The following is a 15755-nucleotide window of genomic DNA, read 5'->3' as shown; positions in this document are numbered from 1 at the left end:
GCGCGCGCCTGGGCGCCGGAGCCGGAGGCGTGCGGCCGCGGCCCGGGTCTCCGCCGCGGTCGATCGATGTCACGGTGCACGCACCTCCACGTCGGTCCGGCGCACTGCCGGGATGACGAGCACAGCGGCCGCACAGGCCACCTGGACGATGATGTAGCCGATCGCCACGAGCCGCAGCTCGGTGACGCCCACGGCGGTGACCGGCAGGGCGATCGCGACGACCAGCACGAGCACGGCGCTGAACAGCTGGAGCCGGTCGAAGCCCAGGCCGTGGCCGAGGGCCTGCCGCACGCCGACCTCGTGCGCGACGACGAGCCGGAAGGCCAGCCCGAGCAGCATGAGCCGCAGCAGGTCGCCCGCCTCACCGTAGGCCGCGCCGAACGCGGCCAGCAGCGGGCCAGCCAGCCCCGCGCCGAGCGCGATCACCGGGAGGAAGACGATGAACAGCCGCTTGCGGGCCCGGGCGACCAGCGCGTCGGTGCGGCGGGGTTCGCGGGCCACGGCGCCGGACAGCGCGTGCACCGTGTAGGCGGCCGCGAGGTCGACCACGACGAACACCTGCCACGCCACGAAGAACGCCGCCCCGGTCTCGGGCCCGAAGCGCACGGTCACCACGATCGGGACGAGGTGGTGCAGCAGCGCGGCCCCGACCACCCCGAGGGCGGCCTGCCCGCGGGACGCGCCCGCGGGCCCCCGGCGCAGCAGCACCGGGAGGACGGCGGCGCCGAGCACGGCGCACAGGACGGCCGGCCCGAGCCAGGACAGCACCACCCCGGGGGCACCGAGACCCGCGACCGCGCACAGGGCGACGAGCGCGCCGATCTGGACCGGCGCGAGCACGACCGTGCGCCACACCGTCCACCGCGCCTTTCCCGCGCCGGCCAGCACGGCGTCGTGGGCGAACAGCACGGCCCAGCCCGCGCAGCCGGCGGCGACGAGCAGCGGACCGACGATCGGCGGCAGGCCCGGGAGCACCGACCCCGCCGCGAGCCGCGGCAACGCGAGCCCGCACGCCGCCCCCACGGCGGCCGCCACCGGCAGCACCGCCGCCGGCGCCAGCCACGCGAGGCGGCCGGGCCGTGGTGAGCCGAACAGCCCGAGCGCGAGCGGGGCCAGCCCGCCGACGAGGAGGAACAGCGACACGGCGAGCTGCGCGCCGCCGAGCGCGCCCGGCGGGACGAGGTGGGCCGCGACGAGCCAGCCGACGAGGGCGCCTGCCGAGCCCAGCAGGGCGCGCAGCGCCATGGCCCGCCCGTCGTCGGCCGGGTGGGCGACGACGGGGATGCCGTCGGTGTCGGCCTCGCTGTCCGGGTCCGGCGCGGCGCCCTGCGGTGCGCCCGCGATCGTCGGGATGTGCGGGGTCTCCGGCCCGACCTGCTGCAGCTCCTCGGTGCGGGCGCGGGACGGGTCGAGGACCACGGTCGGCGGGTCCGCGCGTGGATCGGGGTGGGTGCGGCCGAACACGTCGGGCCGCACGATCGCGGGCTGCAGGACCACCTCCCCTGGAGCGGTGGGTGCTGACTGCCTGCGGCTCACGACACCGCGACCCACCACGGCGCGATCATGCCCGTGCTCCTCCCGACCCGGTTCACTGGGCCACCACCGCGTGCCGGAGCAGGAACGGGATGCTGACGACCGTGATCACGTACAGCGCGAGGTCGGGACGCCAGAAGGCCGCGCTGACCATGATCTGGGCGACCAGCAGCGTGACGGCCACACCGACGCCGACGGTGAGCAGCCAGACGTGCGCGGCGGGGGCGCGCCGCAGGAAGCCCGCCGCGGCCCAGCCGGGACCGAGGACGAGGAACCCGACGGTGACGACGAACCGGAGGTCGCCGAGGAAGCCGCCGGTGGTGCCCAGCACGTTGAACACGCACGCCGCGATGCCCGCGACGACCAGGACCAACGCCACGTAGCGCCGGGCGACACGCGCGCGTGTCAGCACGGCGTTAGAGGGCATGGTCACTTGCTCGCTCCGTTCCTCACCTCGCCACGCCCCCTCCCGGCGCGGCCCAACCGCACGTGTTCCACGGGAGGCGCGGGCACACCTGACCGACGGATCAGTCTAGTCGGGTGAACCACTGAAATCGCCCGGCGCCCCCGGCGGGCGACCCGTGGTCAGGAGGCCTCCTCCTCGAGGGCGAGGCGCAGGCTCACCCCGTCGCGCGGTTCGCGCACCGGGCCCTCGACCCGCGGCTCGTTCTCCGCCCGCACCTGCGGGGCGGGGTGCCGCTCGACCGGCTCGGCCTGCCCGCTCGCGGCCGCCTCGGCGGGGACCGCCGGCTTGGGCTGGCCGTTGGCGTGGCCGGGGACGTGCCCGTTGTGCTGGACGGGGTGCTGGCCGGTGTGGTGCCCGTTCTGCTGGGCGGGGCGCGCACCGTTGAACTGGCCGTTGCGCGCGCCGTTGGCCGGCACGACGCGGTTCGGCCCGGTGTGGGTCGGGCCGGCGTGGTTCTGCGGGGGGCGGCCCGGCGCGGCCGGCGCGGGGTGCGGCGCGGGCGCCTGGGACGCCGGCTGCGGGGTCGAGGCCACCGCCTGGGGCGCGGACGCGACCGGCTGCGGCGCGGGCGACACCACCGGGACGCCGCGGGGCGGGGTGAGCGCCCGGGCTTGCGCCTCCGCCCGCGCGCGCTCCGCCTTCTTGCGGGCGGCGCGCCGCTTCTCGGCGGCGAGCGTGCGCAACACCCTGGTGCCGTCGGCGAAGGTGCGCAGGTTGGTCTGGCCGAAGATCCGCTCCCGCTCCATGGACGGGACCTCGGTGATCTTCAGACCGGCCGCGGCGACCCGGCAGTTCAGCAGGGTCTCGATCTCGAACCCGTCGCCCCACAGCATGCTGCCGTCGGGCGGCTGGGGCAGGTCGATCGGCGGCAGGTCGAGGATCGGCAGGATGTCCCGCCAGAAGGCGTTGTAGCCGTAGCACAGGTCGGTGTACGAGGTGCCGAACAGCGCGTTGGCCACGCCGTTCAGGCCCGCGTTGCCCGACTTGCGCAGGAGCGTGATGTCGTCGCTTCCCCCACCGCGGACGAACCTGCTCCCCTTCGCGAAGTCGGCGCCGTCGACCAGCGCCTGGACGAACCGCGGGATCTCGGCCGGGTCGGCCGAACCGTCGGCGTCGAACATCACGATGACGTCCCCTGTCGCGGCCGCGAAGCCGCACGCCATCGCGTTGCCCTTGCCCTTGCGCGTCTGGGTGATGACCTTGACCCAGGGCAGAACCCGCTGCGCGGTCTCGATCGTGCCGTCGACCGAGTGGCCGTCGACGATGATGATCTCGTGCACCGCGGGCCGCACCGCCGCAATCGCCGGCAGCACGACCTCCAGGTTCCTCGCCTCGTTCCGGGTCGGCACCACCACGGAGACCCGCGGGTTGCCGTTCCGCTGCATCGCCTTTCTCCCCCCCACCGCATCAGCGGCGTGCTCGCGCCGTTCGGATCGCGGCTGCCCGTAGTCACCGCCGGAGACCTTCGTCATCACCGGGCTTATCTCCGCAGGCACCCGCCGCGTTACGTTACGTTTGTGCGACGGGGAGTCCTCCCTTCGGCGACTCCCGCTGCTGCATTCGGCCGGGACGGTTGTCGTGCGCTGGGCGCACTCTACGGACCCGGTTCCACGTGCGCAGCCCCGGGTGCCTCCTTCGGGTGGCCCCGCACGTCGCCTGCACGGTGAGCGGTACCGTCGGCACGTGCTGCCGATCCCCAGCGTCTCCGTCTGCCTGCCGGTTTACAACGGCGAGCGCTTCCTCGCCGAGACGATCCGCAGCGTCCTCGACCAGACCTACCGCGACTTCGAGCTGGTCGTGCTCGACAACGGCAGCACGGACCAGAGCGGCGCCATCGCCCGGTCGTTCGGCGACCCGCGGATCCGCGTCGAGCGCAACCGGGAGACGCTGCCGCAGGCGGAGAACTGGAACCGGGTCGTCGAGCTGGCCCGCGGCCCGCTGATCAAGGTCGTCTGCGCCGACGACCTGCTCCACCCCCGCTGCCTGGAGCTGCAGGTCGCGCCCATGGACGCCGACCCCGGCCTCGCGCTCGTCGCCTCGCGGCGGCACATGATCGACGAGCAGAGCCGGATCATCGTCCCGCGCCGCGGGCTGAAGGGACTGGTGGGCGTGCACACGGGCGTCGAGGTGGCCCGGAAGGTGGTGCGCAGCGGCTCCAACCCGATCGGCGAGTCCAACAACGTGCTGTTCCGCCGCGACGACTTCTTCACCGTCGGGGGCTGGAGGGCCGACCGCCCCAACGTGATGGACCTCGACCTGTGGCTGCGGCTGCTGCAGCTCGGCGACTTCCTCGGCCTGCCGGAGCCGCTCGCGGCGTTCCGCATCTCGAACGACAGCATCTCCTCGAGCAGCGACGACGAGCTCTACGCGCAGCAGCGCATGCTCATCGAGGAGATCGGCGAGTCGCCGTACTTCCAGGTCCGCAGCCTCGACCTCGCCGTCGGGCGGGCGCTCGCGCCGGCGGGGCGGGCCCGGCGCCGGGCGCTGTACGCGCTGTCCACGGTGGCGTCGCGCGGCAAGAGCGCCTGACCCCACCCCGGCGAGTCGCGCTCTGGGTGCGGCGAGTCGCGGGCTGAGCCCCGGCGAGTCGCGGTCTGGGCGCGGCGAGTCGCGCTGTCGGTGCGCGCGAGTCGCGGACTGCGTGTGCGGAGGCGAGAGCCGCGGCCGAGTACGGGGCGCACCCAGGACGGATGCCCGCTCGCGGCCAGGCCTCCGATCGCTCACGCCAAGACTCACGCGGTGTCGGCGGCCAGGCCTCCGATCGCGGCGGCGCAGCCCGGGCTGCCGGCGGCGCCGCGCAGGGTGCGGGGCCGCTCCTCGCGGGTCAAGGGCGCCTGGCGGCGTCGCTGACGCGATCGCTTCGCGACCCTTGACCTGCGCGCCTCCGCGGCCCCTTCGGCAGGCCCCGCGGGCAGGCCGGAGCCCGCCCGCCCCGGCGCGCGGCGCCGCCGGCAGGTCCCGTGGGCGCGGGCTCGCCCGGGGAGCGACTGCACACACCGCGGGTGGGTGAAGTCGCTGGTCAGGGCGTTGGTGTCGGCTCGAGCGCGGGCTCGCGCACCCCGACCGCGACTCGCCCGCACTCAGCCCGCGACTCGCGCGCACCCACGACGCGACTCGCGCGTACTCAGCCCGCGACTCGCCCACACCCAGAGCGCGACTCGCCGGGGTGCTTATCGCACATCACTTGCGACTGCCGAATCTCAGCGGTTGCTACTAGTGTGAGCCGAGGTCATCCGACCGCTACCCACCGCGTGCGAGGGAGGTCGCATGGTCTCCACCCAGGTGCCCCTGGCCATGCACATGAGCGACGGGTTGGTGAACGCGCCCACCGCGGTCGGGTTCGGCCTCGTCGCGGCCGTCGGTCTCGCGATCGCGGTGCACCGGGCGCGCGCCGACCTCGACGATCGGACGGCCCCGATGGCGGGGCTGGTGACCGCGTTCGTCTTCGCCGTCCAGATGATCAACTTCCCGATCCTGCCGGGCGCGAGCGGGCACCTGCTCGGCGGGGCGCTGGTCGCGATCCTCGTCGGCCCGTGGGTCGGGTCGCTGTGCATCGCGATCGTGCTCGCGGTGCAGGCCCTCCTGTTCGCCGACGGCGGGCTCACCGCGCTCGGCACCAACATCGTCAACATGGCGCTGGTCGGGGTGTTCGCCGGCCACCTGGTCGCCACGGCGCTGCGCCCGCTCGCCCGTCGCGGCCGGGCCGGCCTGCTGACCACCGCGTTCGTCGCCGCCCTGGTCAACACGGTCGTCGCCGCGCTGGCGTTCGTCGTGGAGTACGCGATCGGCGGCGCCGGCGGGGCGACGCTGGGCACGGTCGCCGCGCTGATGCTCGGCCTGCACGTGCTGATCGGCATCGGCGAGGGGATCATCACGGCGGCCACGGTCGGGGCGGTGGCCGCGGTGCGGCCCGACCTGCTGCACCTGCTGCGCGGCGCCCCCACCACCCCGCTCGAGGTGCGCGGGAGCGCGGCGTGAGCGCCCCCGTCGGCAACCGCAGGGCCGCGGGCTTCTTCCTCGGCTTCCTCGCGGTGGCGCTCCTCGTCGCGGGCGGCCTGTCGTACTTCGCCAGCCCCGACCCGGACGGCCTCGACACCGTCACCCTCCACGGGTGCGAGGTCGTCGAGACCGAGGCGGGCGAGCAGCTGGAGGGCACCTGCATCGCCCAGAACGCCGACGACCACGCGCTCGCCGACAGCCCGCTGGCCGACTACGCCGTCGGCGGCGGCGACGGCACGGTCGGGCTCGCCGGGGTGATCGGTGTGCTCGTCACCCTCGTCGTCGCCGGTGGGTTGTTCTGGCTGTTGCGCCGGCGCCCACCGGAGAAGCGGTAGTGGGCGCGGGCCACAGCCACCCCCTCTACCTGCCCGGGGAGTCGCCGGTGCACCGGCTCCCGGCCGAGGTGAAGATCGTCGCGGCGTTCGGGGTGGTGCTGTGCGTGGTGGCCACCCCACGCGAGGCGTTCTGGGTGTTCGGCGGCTACCTGCTGCTGCTCGCGGCCGTCTGGGTGGCGGCGCGGATCCCACCCGGGTGGATCGCGCGGCGCGCGCTCATCGAGGCGCCGTTCGTCGTGCTCGCGGTGCTGCTGCCGTTCACCGGTGGGGAGCCGCACGTGGAGATCGCGGGCGGCGTGACGCTGTCGGAGCCGGGACTGCTCGGCGCCTGGAACATCCTCGTGAAGGGCACGCTCGGCGTGCTCACCTCCCTCACGCTCGCCGCCACCACCCCGCTGCGCGACCTCCTGCTCGGGCTGCAGCGGCTGCACGCGCCCGCGATCGTCGTCACGATCGCCACGCTCATGCTCCGCTACGCCGACGTGATCGTCGGCGAGGCCCGCCGGATGCGCCTCGCCCGCATCTCCCGCGGGCACGACCCGCGCTTCCTCTGGCAGGCCGGGGCCACCGCCCGCGGCGTCGGGTCGCTGTTCGTCCGCTCCTACGAGCGCGGCGAGCGGGTGCACCTGGCGATGGTGTCGCGCGGCTGGACCGGGAGGATGCCGGCGCTGTCGCAGCAGCGGACGAGCCGGGCGCAGTGGCTCACCGGGCTCGCCGCCGTGGGCGTCGCGGCCGCGCTCGCCGTCACCGGGTGGGTGGTCGCGTGAGCACCGCGCCCGAGCCCGCCACGGCCGCAGCCCCCTCCCCCGAGCCGCCCTCGCTCGAGGTGCGCGGGCTCGCCTTCGCCTACCCCGACGGCCACCAGGCCCTCTACGGCATCGACCTCACCGTGCGCCGGGGCGAACGGGTGGCCCTGCTCGGCCCGAACGGCGCCGGCAAGACCACGCTGGTGCTGCACCTCAACGGCATCCTCACGCCCGGCAGGGGGTCGGTGGTCGTCGGCGGGCTGCCGGTGGAAAAGCAGCACCTGCGGGAGATCCGCAGGCGCGTCGGGATCGTCTTCCAGGACCCCGACGACCAGCTGTTCCTGCCGACCGTCGGCGAGGACGTCGCGTTCGGCCCCGCGAACTTCGGCGTGAGCGGCGCCGAGCTGGAGGCGCGGGTGGAGGCGGCGCTCGCCGCGGTCGGGATGAGCGAGCACCGCGACCGCTCGCCGCTGCACCTGTCCGGCGGGCAGCGCAGGCGGGTCGCGCTCGCCACCGTGCTGGCCTGCGAGCCGGAGATCCTCGTGCTCGACGAGCCCTCCACCAACCTGGACCCGGTGGCCCGCCGCGAGCTCGCCGAGGTGCTGCTCGGGCTGGACACGACGATGCTGATGGTCACCCACGACCTGCCGTACGCGCTGCAGCTGTGCCCGCGCAGCGTGGTGCTCGACGACGGCGTCGTCGTGGCCGACGGCCCGACCCGCGAACTGCTCCGAGACACCGAGCTGCTGCGCCGGCACCGCCTCGAGCTCCCCTTCGGCTTCAGCCTGTGAGGGGGGCGTCGTGCATCACCTGCACCACCGGCCGGAACCCGACGCGCTCGTAGCGGCGCACGGCGGCGGTGTTGTCCGCCGCGACGCTGATCGTCCCCGAGGTCGAACGTCGGGCCCGAGGGCACGAGCCGGCACATCGCGTAGCCGACCACCTCGTCGGCGCCCTCGCGGCGGGCGAGGAAGAGCAGGCCGCTGCCGTCCTGCAGCCAGGCGACGTACTCGCGGCGACGGAGCTCCCACGCCTCGCCGGCCGGACGCACCGGCACCCGCCCGTCGACGACGGCCCGGTGGTGCTCGACCATCGCCTTCCACAGCGGGGCCAGCGCGTCGACGTCCGGCAGCCCGCCGGGCGTGATCACCACGTCCACCCCGCGCGCTCCTACTGCTGCGGGGGCGGGGCGGGGTAGCCCGGGCGCGGGCCGCCGTTGCCCCTCCCGCTCTGGTCGGTCGGGGTCTGCGGGATCCCCCGCGGTGGGGTGGGCAGCGAGCTCTCCGGCGCCGGCGGCTGAGGCTGCTGCGGCGGCTGGGGCTGGGGCTCGGGCCGGGGCTGCGGGCGCTCCTCCCGGGGCGGGGCCGGGGTGGGGTCCGCCTGCGGGGCGGGCCGCGCCTGCGGGTTCGACGCCGAGGACGTGCCCGGGGTGTCCGGGATCGGCGCGCCGATCGGCGGCACCTCCTTGCGGGCCTGCGCCTCGGCGTCGGCGACCACCTTCGCGATCTCCGGGTCGCCGGTCGTGTCGAACCAGCCCTTGATCGACTCGTCGTCCTCCTCGGGCTTGGCGCGCAGGGCCTCCTCGTCGACCGGCGACGGTTCGAAGCGGAACACGCCGTCCTCGCCGGGCGCACCGAGCATGCGGGTGAAGCCCTCCAGCGCCTTGCCGAAGTCCGACGGCACGATCCAGACCTTGTTGGCCTCGCCCTGGGCCATCTGCGGCAGCGTCTGCAGGTACTGGTAGGTGAGCAGCTCGGGCGTCGGGCGGGCCGCCTTGATCGCGGCGAACACCTTCTCGATCGCCTTGGCCTGGCCCTGCGCCTGCAGGTACTGGGCCGCCCGCTCGCCCTGCGCGCGCAGGATGCGCGACTGCCGCTCGGCCTCCGCGTCGAGGATGGCCGCCTGCTTGGCGCCCTCGGCGGTGAGGATCTGGCTCTGCTTCTGGCCCTCGGCGCTGCGGATGGCCGACTCCCGCTGGCCCTCCGCGGTGAGGATCATGGCCCGCTTCTCGCGGTCGGCCTTCATCTGCCGCTCCATCGACTCCTGGATCGACGGCGGCGGGTCGATGGCCTTGATCTCGACGCGGCTCACGCGGATGCCCCACCGTCCGGTGGCCTCGTCCAGCTCGCCGCGCAGGACGGTGTTGATCTGGTCGCGGGAGGTGAGCGTGTCCTCCAGCGTCATGCCGCCGACGACGTTGCGCAGCGTCGTCGTGGTGATCTGCTCGACGCCGGTGATGTAGTCGGAGATCTCGTAGACGGCCGCCTTCGGGTCGGTCACCTGGAAGTAGACGACGGTGTCGATGTTGACCGTCAGGTTGTCCTGGGTGATCACCGGCTGCGGCGGGAACGAGACCACCTGCTCGCGCAGGTCGATGCGCTCGCGCACCCGGTCGATGAACGGCACCAGGAACACCAGGCCCGGGTCGGCGGTGGCCTTGTAGCGCCCGAGGCGTTCGATCACGGCGGACGTGGCCTGCGGGATGATCTGCACCGCTTTGACCAGCGACACCACGACGAGCAACACCAACAGCACCACGACGATCAGCACGACGGTGCCTTCGGTCACGGCAGCCCCCTCGAATAGAGCGGTCGGAAGTTTCAGTCCTGTGCGACGACGACCGCGGTGGCGCCGGAGATGTTCAGCACGGTCACGCGGGCCCCGGGCTCGATCGGGCCGTGCCCCTCGCTCGTGCGGGCCGACCACAGCTCACCGCCGATCTTCACCCGGCCACCGTGCTCGTCGACCCGTGACACCGCGACGGCGGTGCTGCCCAGCAACGCCTTGTGGTGCATCACGGCCGGGTCGACGCCGCGTTCGAGGCGGCGGCGCAGCGCCGGGCGGACCGCGAACAGCAGCAGCACGGACACGACGGCGAACACGACGCCCCCGACCACCGGCCCGCCGACGAAGAACGACACCCCGCCCGCGGCCAGCGCGCCGCCCCCGAGCATCAGCAGCACGAACTCGCCGGACAGCAGTTCGGCCACGATCAGCAGCACGCCGACGATGAGCCAGATCACGGCGGCCGTCATGGCGCCGATCCTGCCAGAACGCCCGCTTCCGCGTGGCCGCTCGAGATCATGTGGTTACGAAGTCGATGAGCCGCTCGACGGCACCGATCAGCGGCGTCTCCAGGTCGCGGTAGGTGCGGACCGCGCCGAGCACGCGGCGCGCCCCCTCCGCGGGCTCGCCCCAGCCCAGCGCCCGGCAGACGCCGGTCTTCCAGTCGGTGCCCCGCGGCACCTGCGGCCACGCCCTGATCCCCACGACCGACGGCTTCACCGCCTGCCACACGTCGACGTAGGGGTGGCCGGTGACGAGCACGTGCGGGCCCGCGACCGCGGCCGCGGCGCGGGTCTCCTTGGAGCCCTCGACGAGGTGGTCGACGAGCACCCCGAGCCGCCGCTGCGGGCCCGGCTCGAACTCGGCCACCGCGGCGGCGAGGTCGTCCATGCCGTGCATCGGCTCCACGACGACGCCCTCGACGCGCAGGTCGTGACCCCACACGCGCTCGATGAGCTCGGCGTCGTGCAGGCCCTCCACCCAGATCCGGGCCGCGCGCGCGGTGCGGGCGCGCAGCCCCTCGACGCGCACCGACCCGGACGCGGAGCGGGCCGGCCGGGCCGGGGCCCGGCGCGGGACCACGAGCGTCGCCGGCGCGCCCTCGTACAGGAACGCCGCGGGTCGCAGCGGGAACACCCGCCGCCCGCCGTGGCGGTCCTCGAGGGTGACGGCGCGCGCGTCGACCTCCACGACCGCCCCGCAGAACCCGCTCTCCGGGTCCTCCACCACGAGGCCGATCTCGGCCGGCACCTCCGGGATCTGCTTGCGCCTCCGGACGCGGGTGCCGTCGGCGGTGAAGGCCCCTCGGTAGTCGTGTGCACGGGTCACGGCCCCTTGTCTACCGGGCGGCCGAACCCGCACCCGAGCGCGACACGCCGGGTCACCGCGCGTGAGCTGCGGCAACGGAGCGTGCTCGGCTTCACCCCCAGGCGGCGGTGCCGACGCACTCGGACGTGGATAGCCTTTCGCCGTGCCCTGCCCCTCCGCCACCTTCACCGTGTGGGCCTCGGCCTGGCTGGTGGGCGCCGCCGCGCCCGACGACGTGCTCGACGCGCTCGTTCCGTGGGCGGACGCGCACGACGTCCAAGCCGCCGATTCGGACACTGCGCACCAGACGAACCTGCCCGCCCCCGGGGAGCCGGTGAGCTCCCCCGCGTTCCTGCTGGCGGCGCTGCGCCGCGCCGCCGCCGGGCGCGCGGCCGCCGGTCCGGCGCGCCTGGTGCTGCCCGCGCCCGGCGACGTACGCGGCCTGCCCGGCCCGGGCGCGTTCAGCACCGCAGCGATCACGGCGGGCGAAGGTGTGCTCTTCCCGGACACCGGGCCGGGAGGTGGGCTGGGGATCGTGCCCACCCGGGTGGCCGACGGCGTGCTGCGCTGGACCGTCTACCGGGTGCCGGAGCCCGGCCCGCCGCCGGAGTTCGTGGCCCTGAGCCACGCCGAGCGCGAGCTGCGCGAGCAGGTGCGGCAGTCGACGTCGGTGCTGACCTCGCTCGGGATCGCACGGCACCGCCCGGGGGTCCGCGAGGAGATCGCCGCCGCCCTGCGCGCCCGGCCGACGGCGCTGTGGCCCGCCGGCATGCCGCAGCAGGCGCTGCGGGTCCTGCAGCACGCCGACGAGGTGGAGGCGATCCTCGCCGCGGCCAAGGTCGACGACCCGGGCGGCGCGCTGTCGGCGTCGGCCGCGAACGCCCGCCGGGAGGCGCTGCGCCCGGTCGAGACGGCGGTGCGGGTCGCCCGGCGCGCGGCGGTGGCCGAGGCGGTCCGCGTGCTGGCGAGCAGCCCCCTGGTCTGACCCGCCCCGGGGCGAGCCGCTTTACCGTCGCCTTGCCGTCGCGTGGTCCCGCGCTGGTCGGCAGGGGTCTAGCCTGGTCCGCGCCGGATGCCCCGGCGACCCGACGATCGAGGGCGGGGCGGTGACCGTGGACCTTCGCTTCGCGGCTTTCGTCCGGATCACCCGTGACCCGGAACTCCGCAGGCTGCTCGTCAACCACGCCGACCGGATCGACCACGACCGGCACGGCCGCGGGGCGCCGCCGGGCACCCCCTTCCTCGCGCTGACGTGGTCGCCGCTCGGGTCCGCCGGGGCGGCCTGCGGCGCCGAGCTGCTGACCGCGCGCGTCCACGTGCCCCGCGGCGACGGGCGCGACCCCCGCTTGGTCGACACCGCGCTCCTCGAGACCGTCCCCCGCAGGCTGGAGGCGGCGCTCACGGTCGCATCGCTCGACCCTCCGGTCAGGGCGCTGTGGCTGGGCACGTCCTGCGTGACGGTGGACGGCACGCGCGACACCCTCTCGCAGGCCAGCACGTTCGAGATCTCCGCTGCACCGCCGGGTCGCGGGCAGGCCGTGGTGCCCCGCCTCACCCCGCGGACCGCGGGCCGGCACCGCGTCCCCCGCGCCCTCGCCCGGGTGCCCGACCTCGCCTGAGCCGCGATGCGACGGCCGCGGGAGGGGAGGCGCCGTGCGGACCCGGATCATCAGCGTGGCGGTGTGGGCGGCCGTCCTGGCGATCGCCCTGTTCGGCGTGCCGCTGGCCGTCGCCGTCCACGAGTACGCGATGCGGGTCGAGCAGGGCGAGCTCGCGCGCGTCGCCCGCAACACCGCGATCTCGGTGGCGGGCGACGTCTCCGACGAGGAGCGGATCCGCAGCATCGCGCTGCCGCGCCGGCTCACCGTCGCGGTCCACGGCGAGGACGGCGAGCCGCTGTTCGGCGTCTGGCCGCGCGCGGGCCGGGCGGAGCTCGACCGGGCCCTCGAGGGCGAGGCCACCGGGACGCGGGCCGGCGGGGAGATGGTCGTCTCCGTGCCGGTCACGCACGAGGACGACGTGATCGGCGCGGTTCGGGTCTCCGCGTCGGATCGCCCCGTGCTGGCGGGCGTGGCGCTCGTCTGGGCCGGGATGATCGCGCTCGCCGCCGTCGCCGTCGGCGCCGTCTGGGCGCTGGCGCAGGGGCTCGCGCACCGGCTCACGCGCCCGCTCGAGGACCTCGTCGTGGCCGCCCACCGCCTCGGCGACGGCGACTTCAGCGTGCGCACGAAGCGCGGCGGGATCCCGGAGATCGACTCGGTGGGCAGCGCGCTCGACCACACCGCGGAGCGGCTCGACGACCTGGTCGCCCGGGAGCGCGCGTTCTCCGCGGAGGCCTCGCACCAGCTGCGCACCCCGCTCGCCGGGCTCCGGATGCGCCTCGAGGCGGCCCTGGAATCGCCGGGCCAGGACCTGGAGGCGGCGATCGTCGCGAGCCTCGCCGACGCCGACCGCCTCGAGGCGACGATCGAGGAGCTGCTGGCCCTCGCCCGCGACGGGCGGTGCGGCCGGGCGGACCCGGTCGACCTGCGCGCCCTGCTCGACGAGCTGTCCGCGGGCTGGCGCGACCGCCTCGCGCTCCACGGGCGCGACCTCGACGTCGCGATCGGCCCGCAGGTGCCTGCCGCGTGCGCGTCGGCGGCGGCGGTGCGGCAGGTCCTCGCCGTGCTGGTCGACAACGCGAGCACGCACGGTGCGGGGACCGTGACGGTGCGGGTCCGCGAGGCCGGCGACGCCGTCGCGATCGACGTGGCCGACGGCGGGCCGGGCCTCGACCGGCCGGACGTGATCCTCGCCGACCGCGCGGCGCGCAACGGCCACGGGCTGGGCCTGCCCCTGGCGCGCCGGCTCGCGGAGGCCGAGGGAGGCCGGCTCGAGCTCGCCCAGCGGAGCCCGCCGGTGTTCACCCTGCTGCTGCCGCCCGCCGTCGACGGTGCCGTGGCCGAGCCGCGGCCGGCCTGACCCTCAGTCGCGACCCGGCTCCTCCTCCGGCCCGCCGAGCTCCAGCCGGTACCCGTGACCGCGCAGGGTCACGATCCTCGGCACGAGCGCGGCGCCCCCGGCCGCCGAGTCCGCGATCTTGCGGCGGAGCGCGGCGATGTGCACGTCGAGGGTCTTGGTCGACCCGAACCAGTTCTCGTCCCAGACGTCGGCCATGAGGGTCTCGCGGCTCAACGCCACCTCCGGCTCGGCCGCCAGCCGCGCGAGCAGGTCGAACTCCTTCGCGCGCAGGCACAGCTCCCGTCCGGCGAGCTCCGCGCGGCGCCGCGCGACGTCGACGACGAGGTCGCCGACCGGCCGCACCGGCGACGCCCCCGCCCGCACCTCGGTGCGGCGCAAGTGGGCCCGGATGCGGGCGTGCAGCTCGGCCAGCCGGACCGGTTTGACGAGGTAATCGTCCGCCCCGGCCTCCAGCCCGACCACGACGTCCATCTCCGACGCGCGGGCGGTCAGCATGACGATGACGCACCCCGGCCGGGCGCGGCGCAGCTGGCGGCAGACCTCGACGCCGTCGACGTCGGGCAGCCCGAGGTCGAGCAGCACCAGGTCGGCGCCCGCCGCCCCGGCCAGCCCGGCCGCGCCGGTCCGGGCCCAGACGACCTCGTAGGCGTGGTTGCGCAGGCTCCCCGTCAGCACCTCGCCGATCGACGGGTCGTCCTCGACGAGCAGGATGCGGCCGACGACGGCGGGCCGTCCGCCGGCGGCGGGGGCGCACGCGGCGGTCATCACGCCGACGACGGCAACCCGGCGCCGACCCGCTCCGGGCGCGTCTCGTCGGGGGTGGCGGCCAGGGCGTCCGGGCCGTAGCGGGCCTCGACCCAGTCGTTGTGGTACACGGTCTCGAGGTAGCGCTCCCCGAGGTCCGGTGCGATGGCCACCGCGATCTCGCGCCCCGACCCGTGCCGGGCGAGCCAGCGCACCGCCCCGCTCACGACCGTGCCGGTCGACCCGCCGAACAGGTACCCGGCCCGGGCGAGGCGCCAGCAGGCGCGGATCGTGTCGGCCTCCTCGACGAGGACCACGTCGTCGACGTAGGCCTCGTCGAGCAGCGGCGGGCGCACCCCCATGCCGAGCCCGGGGATCATCCGGCGGCCGGGAGGCCCGCCGAAGGTGACCGAGCCGACGCTGTCGACCGCGACGACGCGCACGAGCGGGTGCCAGGTGCGGAAGTAGCGGGCGCAGCCCATGAGGGTGCCCGTGGTGCCGGCCCCGATGAAGACCACGCTCAGGCGCGGGAACTCGCGCGCGATCGCCGGGGCCGTGGTGCGGTAGTGCGCGCGGACGTTGCCGGGGTTGCTGTACTGGTTCAGCCACACGTACCGGTCGTCCGACGCGCAGAGCGCCCGGACGAAGTCGATCCGCGCCTGGACGAGCCCGCCTGCGGGATCGGCCTCGTCGATCACGTGCACCTGGGCGCCGAGCGCCTCCATGAGCCGCCGCGTGGTCGGGCTGCAGCGCGAGTCGGTGACGCACAGGAAGCGGTAGCCCTTGCTGGCCGCGATCATGCTGAGCGCCACGCCGAGGTTCCCGGACGACGACTCGACGATGATCGACCCCGGGAGCAGCACGCCGTCCCGCTCGGCGCTGTCCACCATCTCGGCCGCGGCCTTCAGCTTGATCGAGCCTGCGAAGTTGAAACCCTCGCACTTCAGGAAGAGGCCCTGCCCCACGATCGGCCGGAGGTCGACGTAGAGCGAATCCTCGGTGAAGCCGTGAGGATGGGAGATGACCGGCACGGTGGCCTCCTGACTGCGTGTCCCGCCGATCAGCCGGACCGGCGGGGATCGTGGAAGAACTCGTCGC

General features: G+C 75.2%; 16 protein-coding genes. 8 read left to right on the top strand and 8 right to left on the bottom strand.

Translation table 11 applies throughout. From position 1 onward, the window contains the following. Window positions 1-69 precede the first annotated feature (69 nt). The 3 genes from VKZ81_RS18615 to VKZ81_RS18605 form a co-directional block, all read right to left on the bottom strand. A complete protein-coding gene (locus VKZ81_RS18615; protein WP_324242867.1) occupies window positions 70-1536 on the bottom strand; it encodes a polysaccharide biosynthesis protein in 1467 nt (488 codons plus the stop codon). A 52-nt stretch (window positions 1537-1588) separates the two neighbouring features. Then, on the bottom strand, window positions 1589-1945 hold the full coding sequence (locus tag VKZ81_RS18610; RefSeq protein WP_324242866.1) for a hypothetical protein: 357 nt from the start codon (window positions 1943-1945) through the stop codon (window positions 1589-1591). Window positions 1946-2118: 173 nt separating this feature from the next. After that, entirely contained in the window at window positions 2119-3384 is a 1266-nt protein-coding gene (locus VKZ81_RS18605) for a glycosyltransferase family 2 protein (RefSeq protein ID WP_324242865.1), read from the bottom strand. Window positions 3385-3682: 298 nt separating this feature from the next. Here VKZ81_RS18605 and VKZ81_RS18600 point away from each other — a divergent pair, with 298 nt between their 5' ends. The 5 genes from VKZ81_RS18600 (at window position 3683) to VKZ81_RS18580 (ending at window position 7870) form a co-directional block, all read left to right on the top strand. Then, the gene (locus tag VKZ81_RS18600) at window positions 3683-4528 is read left to right on the top strand and encodes a glycosyltransferase family 2 protein (protein ID WP_324242864.1); all 846 of its coding nucleotides are present in this window, start codon (window positions 3683-3685) and stop codon (window positions 4526-4528) included. A 738-nt stretch (window positions 4529-5266) separates the two neighbouring features. Then, window positions 5267-5977, top strand: a complete 711-nt coding sequence (locus VKZ81_RS18595; RefSeq protein ID WP_324242863.1) for an energy-coupling factor ABC transporter permease — start codon at window positions 5267-5269, stop codon at window positions 5975-5977. Further along, the gene (locus tag VKZ81_RS18590) at window positions 5974-6333 is read left to right on the top strand and encodes a PDGLE domain-containing protein (RefSeq protein WP_324242862.1); all 360 of its coding nucleotides are present in this window, start codon (window positions 5974-5976) and stop codon (window positions 6331-6333) included. The genes VKZ81_RS18595 and VKZ81_RS18590 overlap by 4 nt, the downstream gene beginning before the upstream one ends. Beyond that, window positions 6333-7100, top strand: a complete 768-nt coding sequence (cbiQ, locus tag VKZ81_RS18585) for a cobalt ECF transporter T component CbiQ (RefSeq protein WP_324242861.1) — start codon at window positions 6333-6335, stop codon at window positions 7098-7100. Before VKZ81_RS18590 ends, cbiQ begins: the two co-directional genes overlap by 1 nt. Next, window positions 7097-7870 carry an energy-coupling factor ABC transporter ATP-binding protein gene (locus VKZ81_RS18580; protein ID WP_324242860.1) on the top strand — a complete coding sequence of 258 codons (774 nt, stop codon included), beginning with the start codon at window positions 7097-7099 and terminating at the stop codon, window positions 7868-7870. Before cbiQ ends, VKZ81_RS18580 begins: the two co-directional genes overlap by 4 nt. A 379-nt stretch (window positions 7871-8249) precedes the next feature. On the opposite strand, the gene VKZ81_RS18575 is transcribed toward VKZ81_RS18580, so the two are convergent. The 3 genes from VKZ81_RS18575 to VKZ81_RS18565 are packed head-to-tail and all read right to left on the bottom strand — an operon-like array spanning window position 8250 to window position 10973. Next, window positions 8250-9647: an SPFH domain-containing protein gene (locus VKZ81_RS18575; RefSeq protein ID WP_324242859.1), complete on the bottom strand. Its 1398-nt coding sequence runs from the start codon at window positions 9645-9647 to the stop codon at window positions 8250-8252. A 32-nt stretch (window positions 9648-9679) separates the two neighbouring features. Continuing rightward, window positions 9680-10114 carry an NfeD family protein gene (locus tag VKZ81_RS18570; RefSeq protein ID WP_324242858.1) on the bottom strand — a complete coding sequence of 145 codons (435 nt, stop codon included), beginning with the start codon at window positions 10112-10114 and terminating at the stop codon, window positions 9680-9682. Between the two features lie 46 nt (window positions 10115-10160). After that, complete coding sequence (locus tag VKZ81_RS18565) at window positions 10161-10973, bottom strand: DUF3097 domain-containing protein (RefSeq protein ID WP_324242857.1); 813 nt, start codon at window positions 10971-10973, stop codon at window positions 10161-10163. 142 nt (window positions 10974-11115) lie between these two features. Here VKZ81_RS18565 and VKZ81_RS18560 point away from each other — a divergent pair, with 142 nt between their 5' ends. The 3 genes from VKZ81_RS18560 to VKZ81_RS18550 all read left to right on the top strand — a co-directional run bounded on the left by VKZ81_RS18560 (window position 11116) and on the right by VKZ81_RS18550 (window position 13913). Beyond that, window positions 11116-11937 carry an Rv1486c family protein gene (locus VKZ81_RS18560; RefSeq protein WP_324242856.1) on the top strand — a complete coding sequence of 274 codons (822 nt, stop codon included), beginning with the start codon at window positions 11116-11118 and terminating at the stop codon, window positions 11935-11937. A gap of 121 nt (window positions 11938-12058) precedes the next feature. Continuing rightward, window positions 12059-12571 carry a hypothetical protein gene (locus tag VKZ81_RS18555; RefSeq protein ID WP_324242855.1) on the top strand — a complete coding sequence of 171 codons (513 nt, stop codon included), beginning with the start codon at window positions 12059-12061 and terminating at the stop codon, window positions 12569-12571. Window positions 12572-12605: 34 nt separating this feature from the next. Next, entirely contained in the window at window positions 12606-13913 is a 1308-nt protein-coding gene (locus tag VKZ81_RS18550) for a sensor histidine kinase (protein WP_324242854.1), read from the top strand. A gap of 3 nt (window positions 13914-13916) precedes the next feature. Here the strand turns inward: VKZ81_RS18550 and VKZ81_RS18545 are convergent, their stop codons facing one another. Continuing rightward, window positions 13917-14678: a response regulator transcription factor gene (locus tag VKZ81_RS18545; protein ID WP_324242965.1), complete on the bottom strand. Its 762-nt coding sequence runs from the start codon at window positions 14676-14678 to the stop codon at window positions 13917-13919. Beyond that, window positions 14678-15688 (bottom strand): 2,3-diaminopropionate biosynthesis protein SbnA, encoded by a 1011-nt coding sequence (sbnA, locus tag VKZ81_RS18540; RefSeq protein WP_324242853.1) that lies wholly within the window; start codon window positions 15686-15688, stop codon window positions 14678-14680. The genes VKZ81_RS18545 and sbnA overlap by 1 nt, the downstream gene beginning before the upstream one ends. Window positions 15689-15755 lie beyond the last annotated feature (67 nt).

Source organism: Pseudonocardia sp., from assembly GCF_035305885.1.
Lineage (GTDB): Bacteria > Actinomycetota > Actinomycetes > Mycobacteriales > Pseudonocardiaceae > Pseudonocardia.
This window is presented reverse-complemented; position numbering and strand designations above follow the sequence as displayed.